At 57.6% G+C, this 10,915-nt stretch carries 10 protein-coding genes and 1 pseudogene; 8 read left to right on the plus strand and 3 right to left on the minus strand.

Annotated elements, in window-relative coordinates:
* The first annotated feature begins 169 nt into the window (after positions 1-169).
* Positions 170-1,990, plus strand: coding sequence for an HrpF/NolX family T3SS translocon protein (locus tag ACFFWD_RS03595; protein ID WP_376961514.1), 1,821 nt, complete (start codon positions 170-172; stop codon positions 1,988-1,990).
* 5 nt (positions 1,991-1,995) lie between these two features.
* Here ACFFWD_RS03595 and ACFFWD_RS03600 read toward each other — a convergent pair whose 3' ends face one another.
* Together ACFFWD_RS03600 and ACFFWD_RS03605 are read right to left on the minus strand one after the other, a co-directional pair.
* Positions 1,996-2,388 (minus strand): hypothetical protein, encoded by a 393-nt coding sequence (locus ACFFWD_RS03600; RefSeq protein WP_376961516.1) that lies wholly within the window; start codon positions 2,386-2,388, stop codon positions 1,996-1,998.
* A 965-nt stretch (positions 2,389-3,353) separates the two neighbouring features.
* Positions 3,354-3,737 (minus strand): hypothetical protein, encoded by a 384-nt coding sequence (locus tag ACFFWD_RS03605; protein ID WP_376961518.1) that lies wholly within the window; start codon positions 3,735-3,737, stop codon positions 3,354-3,356.
* Here ACFFWD_RS03605 and ACFFWD_RS03610 point away from each other — a divergent pair.
* The 7 genes from ACFFWD_RS03610 (at position 3,736) to ACFFWD_RS03635 (ending at position 9,741) form a co-directional block, all read left to right on the plus strand.
* Positions 3,736-4,023: a nodulation protein NopA gene (locus tag ACFFWD_RS03610; RefSeq protein ID WP_376961520.1), complete on the plus strand. Its 288-nt coding sequence runs from the start codon at positions 3,736-3,738 to the stop codon at positions 4,021-4,023. The genes ACFFWD_RS03605 and ACFFWD_RS03610 overlap by 2 nt on opposite strands.
* Positions 4,024-4,138: 115 nt before the next feature.
* Positions 4,139-5,032, plus strand: a complete 894-nt coding sequence (locus tag ACFFWD_RS03615) for a SctD/MshK family protein (RefSeq protein WP_376961522.1) — start codon at positions 4,139-4,141, stop codon at positions 5,030-5,032.
* Between the two features lie 34 nt (positions 5,033-5,066).
* Complete coding sequence (locus ACFFWD_RS03620) at positions 5,067-5,603, plus strand: hypothetical protein (protein ID WP_376961524.1); 537 nt, start codon at positions 5,067-5,069, stop codon at positions 5,601-5,603.
* Between the two features lie 2 nt (positions 5,604-5,605).
* Entirely contained in the window at positions 5,606-6,034 is a 429-nt protein-coding gene (sctY, locus tag ACFFWD_RS45295) for a type III secretion apparatus assembly chaperone SctY (RefSeq protein ID WP_474796842.1), read from the plus strand.
* Between the two features lie 8 nt (positions 6,035-6,042).
* The gene (gene sctV, locus ACFFWD_RS03625; protein ID WP_376961526.1) at positions 6,043-8,169 is read left to right on the plus strand and encodes a type III secretion system export apparatus subunit SctV; all 2,127 of its coding nucleotides are present in this window, start codon (positions 6,043-6,045) and stop codon (positions 8,167-8,169) included.
* The gene (locus ACFFWD_RS03630; protein WP_376961528.1) at positions 8,135-8,761 is read left to right on the plus strand and encodes a tetratricopeptide repeat protein; all 627 of its coding nucleotides are present in this window, start codon (positions 8,135-8,137) and stop codon (positions 8,759-8,761) included. Before sctV ends, ACFFWD_RS03630 begins: the two co-directional genes overlap by 35 nt.
* A gap of 137 nt (positions 8,762-8,898) precedes the next feature.
* Positions 8,899-9,741, plus strand: a complete 843-nt coding sequence (locus ACFFWD_RS03635; protein ID WP_376961530.1) for an Effector protein NopP — start codon at positions 8,899-8,901, stop codon at positions 9,739-9,741.
* 80 nt (positions 9,742-9,821) lie between these two features.
* On the opposite strand, the pseudogene ACFFWD_RS03640 reads toward ACFFWD_RS03635, so the two are convergent.
* Positions 9,822-10,841: pseudogene (locus ACFFWD_RS03640) on the minus strand (LLM class flavin-dependent oxidoreductase); the annotation flags it as partial.
* Positions 10,842-10,915 lie beyond the last annotated feature (74 nt).

Here is a 10,915-nt window from a genome sequence, read left to right on the forward strand (position 1 = left end):
AACCCGCGAACCAATCAGAAGCATGTGTGGAGGTACGTTTTGGCGAACCGGCCGGCGGCAGTCGGGCCCGTCAACACGACCATCACCTCTTGCTTGTTGATCACCGCCAACACAGCGGCGCCACATCGTGCTTTTGTGGCGATCTTCAATCTCACACCAGAGGATGTACATGTCGGTTAGTAATTCTTTGCTATCCACCAGCCCGGCTCTGCATGATATTCCGGGGGCGCTCGGCGCTTCTGCGCAGACGCTCTGCCAGTCTCAGCAAAGTGCATTTTCGCGCTTCGAGGCGACGTTGTCCAGTTACTCATCAGGAGACAAGCCCAGCGATCCATCCTCGCCACGGGATTTGGCGCCGTCGGATGCAAAGTCAGGGATGGAAGAATTGGAACGACTGCAGCACCACGCGCTGGATCTGCTGCCGGCGGATGTGAAAGCCGCGTACGACGCGTTGGCGCAGGCCGAGAAGTCGTCCTCTACAATCACCTCCATCGCTTCGGCGCCCGTACCTAGCTCAAGGATCACGTGGAACGGCGGCACTCTGACCGACAAAGAGTTGCAGATCGTAGCAGTGCTCAACCGTCATAAGGACCAATGCCCGCTCAGTTGGGACTCGCTGGGAGACAAGGCTAGCGACCCCTCCACACCACCGGATTTGAAGGCGGCGATCGAAGGATTGCAGCAGGACCCAGAGCTCTTTTATGCGATCGGCTCTCAAGGCGACGGCCTCTGCGGCGGCAAGATCAAGGCGAACGATCTGTCCGCATTCTCCGACCATCACTCGCAGGTTGCCGCATTCGAGAAGCAGCAAGCGCAAAACTACGTGCAAAACTACATTCCATCCGACGGTACCGGAAATGGGCTGCCGTCGGTTATGACCGAGAGCGATGCATTGCGCGAGCTTTACCGATATTCCGACAACCTCCCGAAGAACCTTAGTCTGACGGATTTCAGGCAGATCGTCGACGGCAGCGCCAAGACCGGCAAATGCCCGCCCCAGGTCATCGCAGCCGCTCAATACTTCCTCAATCACCAGGACGCCTGGAAGCAGCTATACGGTGGCGAGATAGACAAGGTCCACAAAGAGGACTTCCTCCAGGTCGCGTCGTCGAAGATGAGCCTCACGCAGATCGAGCTAAACACACTCGATACGATCAACAAGAATCGAAGCGCTTTCTTCGGGGATGGCGACCTGACCCGAGAGAAGCTTGTGAAGATGGCCGATGATAAGAGTCTTGCCCCGGAGGTGCGACAGGCGGCGTCGCAGCTGCTCTCGGATCCTCTGTTGTTCGGACTGCTGAACAATTCGATTACGGGTTACAAGACGCATCACAAGTTTTTTGACTTCGGCGGCGGGCATACGGTCGATTCCGGCCACATCAGCGGTAGCGACTTCACGCAGTTCTACAGCAACATGTCGACTGCGAACCGCACCGTTCAGCAGGTGAAGACCCATGACGCGAAAACCACTTCTGCGGAGGACGCTGTCGCGGACATGATGATGGGCACTGCGGACCAGCCCGACATCAAATCTGCGAAGAAGAACGGCGGCGCTCTCATGCACGCGCTCGACGATGTGCTCAAGGTGGGCTCGAAGGTGCTTGATTGGACCGCAACGGCGGTTGGTGTGCTCGGCTTTATTCCGGGCCTGGGCGAACTGGCCGATCTCGCATCAATGGTGCTCCAGTGCGAGTCTCAAGCAGCAAATCTTCTGCATACCGCAATTAGCGGTGGCAATATGAAGCAGGCGCTGGAAGAAGCCGGCCTCAGTCTCGCTGCGCAGGCGGTGGGCTGCATCGCTGGCCCTGAGGTCAAACTCGCGATACGCAACGGGCTGGTGAAGACGGTGCTTGAAGAGGCCGCCACGGCGGGCGTGAACCTGCCGCTTTCGGTCGCGCAATCCCATGCGGAGAGCTATTTGAACAACCTGAAGTCACGCATTGAGGCCGAACGTACGCCAGCGCAGGGGTTCCAGCCTATCTCAGCATGATGCCATTATCTCCGAACACGGCCTGAGAGGCTCGCTTGCGCGGCCTCAGCACTGATCGTGCTCATCCTTCGCGTCAGCAGGTCGCGCAAGCCGTTGCTGCCGCGTACGGGCCGGTTGTGCCGAGAGCCTCGCAAGCTTGTTTCACGGGTCCGCAATGATGGCGAGCACGAATCTGTCTTCTCTCGGTCGTACTCGCCGGCTTCACACAAGATGTCGCCCCTATCACGTTTCTTGCCCGACAGCCGTTGCAGCTCACGGACCGGGTTGTGCGCCTTCCCGATCTCCAAGGCCAGCAGCACTTTCTCGCCGCCGAGGGTTGCCGCTTTTAATGAAACAGCGAATTTCAGATTTACGCCGAGCTGGCCTGACACCATCTCGACCGTCTTGCCCGCGGTCAAAACTAGTTTGGCGATCGCAGCTTTTCCTATGCTAACAACTGAGGCTGCGGTCTCCAGGACAAATCAATGCGTCATTCGGCGCGCAATTTCGGCTCTGACGCATTTTTGATGCAGTTCGGGTTATTCTGCGCCGATTAGTCCGGTTTGGAGCAGATCGATTTGTCGCGGCCATGTATTTGCCGTTGACGAGTTCGAGGCGCGTCCGTGCCTTGGTCTGCCTGGTCGACCAAGGCATGATGAATGCCGCCCGAACCGCCGCTTCATGTTCGTAACGCCGCGGGCGAATGAGCCAACGAGACTTACGCTGCCCTCGAGATCAAATCCCATCCGATCGTCATGATGCGGGCCATCGTTCTGACCGATGGGATCCGGCGACGGTGTTCGACATCGACCTTTCGGTCCACCCTCTCCGTGTTGCCCATTCTCCGACGGGAAAAGAGCCTCGGTAGCTGCGCGTCCTTGGTCGGCGCCACAGTTCAGTCCCGCTTCGTCAGCCGGCGCGCGCGCATCGAGAACACTTTGCCGGAACCGGAAGACTTCACGGCGTTCGCCACGGATCTTCTGGACGGTAATTGTGGCGATCTCGGTCAATCGGTTGATGGCGGCCGTTTGCATTCAGCTGGATACGTTGAGGCGCCCGACCCGGACGTCATCATGAAGCGCTGCGCAACCTCGGAAAGGACCATGACCCCAGCGATGGCATCAGCAGGCGAACTATGGGCCGATCACCATCAAACCTCAGCAGCGCTCGTAACCTCTCCGCTATCCTGGCCAGCTCCCACGGCACGAGGGCTACCGTCGTGCCGTTGGCGCGTTCAAAAGGGATTGACAACAAACCGCAATTAAGGCGCCGATTGGCACATCAATGCGCCCCCTAAAAATCAATGCGATCTCCATTTGTTTATTTTGCATTCTTTTCAGATTCGTCAGCTTCTCGAAAGCTAGCCCTCCTACCATGAGGACGACTAGACGGCACTGCCGTCCATCGACCGTGAATGGAAATGAACGTAGGGCATCCCCAAATGCGCGTATCGAACGGAGGCGCGGCTGGACGCGGTGATTCGTCCACCCATGTGGCTCGCGGAGGCGAAGGACAACAGCCGCCAGCGCGGACCCAGCATCCCGACAAAGGCGGACCGCGTGGTGCAGAAGGTGCGGGCGATGGTGCGGCCGCTTCTGGCGGTGGCTCGGATGCAGCAGCGCTGCGCGAGGCCTTTGACAGGGTTCTCGGCACCATCGGAATTCAACTTGTAACTGAAACGATGAGTGATCTCGACGACGCTATGGCCGAAACAGAAGAGAATCCCTGACGTCGGATGGTCTGACGTCAGGCGAAGCAAGCCGTCCATGGCGACGCAATCCGTCCATGGCGGCACAATTCAAATAGCATGGAGAAACGATATGCCTGGTAAAGTTGGTGCTTCTGGCGCTGGAGCTGCTGGTGGGGCCGCTAGCACTGCTGGCAATACGATTGTCGCCGCAGGCGCTGAAGCTGCTGGAAATGCCGAGTTCCAGAAGCAGCTCGCAGCCCTGACAGCTGTTACCGAAGAGGCTGCGGAAAAAAGCGTTACGACGCGCATCGTTACGACCCAGCTCCAGTCCATGAAGAAGGTAGCCGACGAGCGCGTTCAGTAGTCCTGCATGAAAAGAAGCTCATCGCGCAGCTATCCTGGCTGCGCATGTGACTGACGAACTCCGAACGAGCCGTACGGCCACCGCCGTACGGCTCTCGTTGTTCAGGAGATCATCCGTGAATGAACCGACTTCTCTCAATTTCGAAGTACTATCGGGGCTTTACTCCGGGCTGACCGGTAAAGCGGGTATCGGTGTGAGCCTAATCGGCAGTGGTCTAGACGCCGATCTGGTCTTCCTTGAACAAGGGCTCGAGCCGCATCACCTTCGCATCAACCCACATTGCAATTCAATCGAGATCGAGGCCCTCGCTACGCAAATCGGCGTGGAGGGACACGAGAATATTTCGCCGGGCGAGCGAGTCGTGGTCCCTCTTCCTGCCGTCATTCATGCCGGTGCGATGTCGATTCGCTGGTCGATACAGGATTCCGCGCAAGCTAGTTCAATAGGCTTCTCGCGTATCTCGGTCATCGCATTCGCCTTGGTTTTGCTCAGTTCTGTAGGGATCGGCACACTCTCAACCATCTTCCGTGATAACGACAGCGCGGGGCCACCGAGTGCCGATTCCTCCCTTGGCGCCGAACTTGTACCCAAGCACTCCCTCAACGGCCCTGATGCTCGGACCGCTTATGCAGCTGCCGAACTACTCCAAGAGGAAGTTGATAGAGGGGGCCTTCTCAATATCAAAGTGGGTTCTGGGCTGGGCGTTGTGACAGCGGAGGGCACCATTACACCTGCCTTGGTGAGCAAATGGCAGGAGGTCCAGAAGTGGTTCGACAATCACACGAATGGTGATCTGACACTGGTGAACGGCGTTGCAGTGAAGGAGGAAAAGATGCCGTCTTCGATTGCTGTCCAAGCTGTGTGGCACGGAAGCGAGCCATATCTTCTTGTCGGTGGTCAAAAATACTTCGAGGGCGCGCTATTGAGTGATGGATGGACGATCAATCGGATCGAAGAAGGACGTGTGCTACTGAGCCGGAATGGCCGGCTAGCTGCTCTCCCCTATTAGAGTTTTCAACCCTGCAGGCACAACGGAGAACATCATGGCTAGGCTGCCCCAGTACCCTGTAGAGCGGAGTACGGCTTTTCAAAGGTTCGACGTCGACGATCATCCATCTGCCATTACGCCGACCATCCCTCAAGCCGATAACACGGAGATCGAGGGTGCTCATGCAAATCACGGCAAAGAGCCCACCTTTGTTTGGTCGGATACGCAAGCGCGGGATCTACCGGTTGACGCCACGATCGAGGCTGAAGAGGTCGACGATATCGATGCGATCTCGCGCATCAATAGCACAGAGACGCGCGCTCAGATCAAAGAGATTGACCCAGGTTCGGCGTTGGCTTGGCTCGACGGCCCCAATCTCGCCCGCAGCCTGCTTTCCTTCGTCACGCCACGACTACGTCATCCGGACGTGCTGCGCGCAGAGAAGCACGGCATTCTTCTGGAACACCTAGCCGATGTGCTATCGGCGGCGCCAGATGATTCGGTGTCACGTGAAGGTATCCCTATTGTGCAGCAACAGCTGAGGCGGCTTATCCTGCTCCGGCAGAATCAGAACAGCTTGATCAAAGGTTAGCGATGGTTGACCCGGACGGAGTGCAACACTTATCTCCTACCCCGCCGCCGGACGCTTCCAAATCCGGTGAGGTCCCGCTGATCTCTGGGCAGGAGCGCGATCTGCTCTGCGTCCTATCCTATGTCCACCTCGCATGTGGGCAGAGCGCACAAAGCTTGGCTCTGTTACGACTGGTTGCCCGAGACAACCCTCAAGACGTCGACCTACTCCGCATTCTAACGTATGCTCTCATCGCGGAAGGCTGCGGTGACGAAGCACTGTCGGTACTGGATAGACTTGACACACTTGATGACCAACCGTCTTCGCGTCTCCCTTTGATGCTCTTGCGCAGTCGCGCGCTGCGACAAGCCGGCCGCATGGCTGAGGCGCGCGCCGTCTTCAAAAGCTACGTGTCATTGCGTGGCAGTGTGGATTCAATCAAACAACAATAAGGCTCTTCATGGCCAACGCTCTGCGTAAGTTCATCGCGCGCGCTCCGGCACAGCCGGATCTGATGGTCGCGTTGATGCTGCTTCTGGCAATCGGGATGATGATCATGCCGATCCCGATCGTAGTGATCGACATGCTGATCGGCTTCAATCTGGGTTTTGCCATATTGCTGCTGATGGTTGCCCTGTATCTCAGCACGCCGCTTGATTTTTCGTCCTTGCCGGGCGTTATCCTGATCTCCACCGTTTTTCGTCTGGCGCTGACCGTCGCAACCACGCGGCTGATTCTCGCTGAGGGCGACGCTGGCAGCATCATTCACACGTTCGGCGATTTCGTAATATCAGGCAACATCGCGGTCGGTATTGTCATATTTCTGATTGTGACCATGGTACAGTTCATGGTTCTCGCCAAGGGCGCTGAACGCGTCGCGGAAGTTTCGGCACGCTTTACTCTGGACGCTCTGCCGGGCAAGCAGATGGCGATCGACGCTGAGCTACGCAACGGCCATATCGATCAGCATGAAGCCCGCAGCCGGCGCGCCGCACTGGAGCGAGAAAGCCAGCTTCATGGCGCCATGGACGGCGCGATGAAATTCGTGAAGGGCGATGCCATTGCCGGACTCATAGTCATCTGCATCAACATGCTGGGCGGCATCACCATCGGCCTACTCTCAAAGGGCATGTCCTTCGATGAGGCGCTCCATCAATATACGCTGCTGACAATAGGCGATGCGCTGATTTCACAGATTCCGGCTCTGCTGCTGTCGATTACAGCCGCAACCATTGTCACTCGTGTGAATGGAGCTTCCAGGCTCAATCTTGGTACCGATATCGTCAACCAACTCACGGCCAGTACGCAGGCGTTACGACTGTCAGCCTGCGTCCTAGTTGTGATGGGGCTGGTTCCTGGTTTTCCTCTGCCTCCATTCGTCATCCTGGCCGCACTCTTCGCGGCGGCGAGCTATATCAGGGGTGGAGTGCAAGGCGCCAAGACATCCGCTAAGACAGGAACCAATGTCACTGCTTCAGCCTCAGCTCCAGCACAGGCTCAGAAGCAAACCGTGCCTACGGAGGCGCTTCCGATCGCGCTATTCCTTGCACCGAACCTAGCACATGCAATCGACAAGACGGAACTCGAACAGTGCATCGGACGCGCTTCGGAATTGGTCTCAGCCGATCTTGGCATCACGATTCCACGTATCCCTGTCCGGTTTGATCAGAATTTAGCCCCGGCGCAATTCAGGGTGGACGTCGAGGGCGTGCCAGTCGAACGGGATTTGGTTGACCCGGCACAACTCATGCTCAATGACGACCTGGCGAACATTGAATTGAGTGGTATCCCCTTTCGACAAGACCCAGAGACGAATCGGATCTGGATCGAACAAGGCCATGCACCGGCTCTCAAAGCCGCTGGAATAGGGTATCACCATGCAGGCGAAATCCTCGCCTTGCGCGTCCGTTCGACATTGACTCGCTATGCTCAGCGCTTGGTGGGCATTCAGGAGACGCGTCAATTGCTCGGCCGGATGGAGCAGGAGTATGCCGATCTGGTGAAGGAGGTACTGCGCACGACACCGGTCCCCCGGATAGCCGATGTTCTGCGCCGCCTACTGGACGAGGGCATCCCCATTCGCAACACTCGGCTGGTCTTGGAGGCATTGGCAGAATGGAGCGAACGCGAGCAAAACGCCGTCCTGCTGACCGAATATGTTCGCTCTGGTCTGAAGCGTCAGATCTGTCATCGCTATGCCAACGCCCACCGTGTTCTGCCCGCCTTTATCATCGAACGTGAGACTGAGGATATCGTTCGCGGTGCGGTGCGCGATACAGCCGTTGGGCCCTACCTGGTTTTGGAGGATGCGCAGAGCGAACAACTGCTGTCACAGTTCCGTCAGATCCACTCGAGCATCGCACCGGGTCAGGCCCAACCCGTCATCCTTGGCTCCATGGATATCCGGCGCTTCGTCCGCGGCTTCCTCGCCCGCAATGGGATGGATCTGCCCGTTCTGTCCTACCAGGATCTCGCCCCGGATTTCACGGTCCAGCCGGTTGGATCCGTCAAGCTCACGGCTTCCAAGGATAGGGCTGCGTCAGGGGAGCGTCGTGACCTTGTTTCCGCAGCCGGCCAACAGAGATAGCATGAAGGCACGTGAGATGAAGGTCCGGCGACGGTTGTGTTACTTTCGTCCGGACTCCTGCCCAGCGCTGGTGGCGTTGCTTGCCATTCTGCAACTCGGAGGTTGCGCTAGCTTGGATCATTCGGGTCTTTCACTGCAGGAGACGCCACGCCCTGCGTTACTGGACGCCAAGGATATCAATCCTGCCATGCGCGATCGCATTGCGCACGCTCTTGGAGGGGACGTTGACGAGGACACTTTGCGCGCCGCGCTGAAGAATCAACCGAGCAACATTGATGCGGCGATTCCGCTCGCTCGGACCTTGCTGGCGCGCAAGCGCTCGGATGAGGCGCTTGAGGTACTCGACAACGTCTTGCTTGCGGTCCCTGGTGACGTGCGCGCACTGAACGCCAAAGGTGTTGTCCTCGACAACGAGGGCCGTCACGATGAGGCACAAGCGCTATATCGGCAGGCCCTGGCAACAGATCCCGGGAATCCGATGTTGCGCAACAATCTCAACCTGTCGCTCGCAATTGACGGGAAGGCTGAAACCGGGAAGACCAGCCTACAACCGCTCTTGAAGGAGCGGCATGGGATGGCGCGATCGCAATAGCGCGTCCTTCAGACGCGGCTCTCACACGCATAACGCCTGCGCGTCAGCTTTTCGTCAGCTGGGTTGACTATCGGTCTCTGCAGGGTCTCACAGGCTTCTCTGCGAAACCATCCTGCTGATAGGAACGCGAACCGCGCATGTACAACCGAATCGATGGCTCATCCTATACCCAATTCCCCTCTGTTTCCGACGCTGATGACGCGGACGGCCAGAGGTTTGCGGACATGTTTGATAGAATGCACGTGGCGGCGCCGAGCTCATACGCCAGTTCCTCTTCGGCGGCAACACGACCGTACTCTCTCGTTTCCAAGCCGCCTATTGTGGAGATCTCACGCTCTTCATTTGAGAGGAAAGTGGAGGATTTTCATGGTGATGAAATAGGGGAAATCGCTGCGAACCCACAGCGTTACTCGTCTCGCGTATCCTCGAAAGCCGAACGCACAGCGCAGATTGCCTATCGTCACGGTGGCACGCAGTCCGATTCGGCAAACGCTCGATACTTCAGTTATCAGCTAGGCGACAAGAGTGTCGGACTCCTCCGCGCGGAAGGCGGTAGGAGCATGAGTGGACTGTTCGATGGAGACGAGTGGCGGGAACAATTTCCTGGGCGAACTCACACCACGTCCACGGTAGATTTTCGGGTTACCCACCCGCTTGTTGATAACGCAGGCGATATTCTCCTGGAACATCAACTTCGGCAGGACGGCGATCGACCGTTGCTACTCTCCCATTCTTTCAACCCGGAAGCAAAAGATCGCGCCGCGGAGTTAGGGTTTGTTAAGATGAGTGACTCGCTGATGGTGCTTGACCCTACCCAACATCCCGACAAGTGGACGAAGAACAGCAACGGGGAATGGCAACGAGCAAACAAACCTCCACTATACCTGTCCAAGGCTAACGACAGTGAAGGCAGGAATACCGAGGATAGCGAACGTGCGCCAGGTACCTCGCCGGATTTGGACGACTATGATTTCATGTAGGCCGGATGGTCGGCACTCGGCCGCCGCTGGCAACTCATCCACAGGGCCGTGAACTCGACCGCTTCCCATCGTGCCGTCCACTAGAGGTCGCCCTTGGCCGACTTGATGAAGGCCTCGCGCGAAGCCATCGGAATAGCGCCTCCGCGGGTTGGGTCCGCGTAGGTGCCTCCTGACAAAGCGTAATCCTCGCCTTTACAACGCTCGAGCACAACGCCGATCGCTTCGACATTTGGGATGTCCGCCTCTCTCAGCTCAGGCATCGAGGACTTTCGGACAAGTGCTGCCTCTACGTAGGGTGCCAATTCCTCCTCTTTTTGCCTAACGCGCTCGTCCTCCCCTTCTTTAAGCGCGGGCATGACCTGATCGGCAAAAAGCTCGAGTGCTTCGCAGATGTGTTCGTGCTTGTTCATGCCGCACTGTTGGATAAAAATCATCTGGTCGATACCGATATGGGCATAGCTCATGAGATGGTCGCGAACAGTTTGAGGCCGTCCGATGCTGCCCGAGCCTGGCGTCTCTTTCATCTCGTCCTTGATCGTTTGGAAGCGCCGCCATAGATTGGTTCGGCCAGGACGGTGTTCGCCATAGACCGCGTAGTGCGCGATCGAATAGCCGAAGAACCTGAAGCCATCGAGTCCTCGACGCATGGCTTCTTCGGCGTTCTCATGAACCATCATGCCATTGAGCGTGGCGATATTGGCGTTCACCGAATGACCGATGGGGACGCATTTTTCGGACTTGATGACCTCGTAATACTCGTCGCGCCAGATTTTGGCTTGGGACGGTTCGACAAAGCCAAATACCAGCGCCCCCAGCCCGTGACGCGCAGCCCGCAAAATGCTTTCGCGTCGCGAACACGCCATCCAGATCGGTGGGTGTGGCTTCTGGACTGGCTTTGGTACAACGTTACGTGTCGGCATTTTGAAGAATTGCCCGTCATACCCGGGATACGGCTGCATCGTCATCATATTGGCGGTCTGCTCGACGCCTTCCCGCCACATGGCACTCTTCAGCTCGGGCTCGATCCCAAATCCATGCATTTCGATGAGCGAGGCGGATTCTCCTGTTCCCCAATCGACGCGCCCCCCAGAGATCAAATCGAGCGTCGCAAGGCGCCCCGTGGGTCGGTCAAAATCCCCCGGGTATGGTCACTTGAAACTCCCCCACCTGATGA

This window comes from Bradyrhizobium erythrophlei, from assembly GCF_042430365.1.
Lineage (GTDB): Bacteria > Pseudomonadota > Alphaproteobacteria > Rhizobiales > Xanthobacteraceae > Bradyrhizobium > Bradyrhizobium erythrophlei.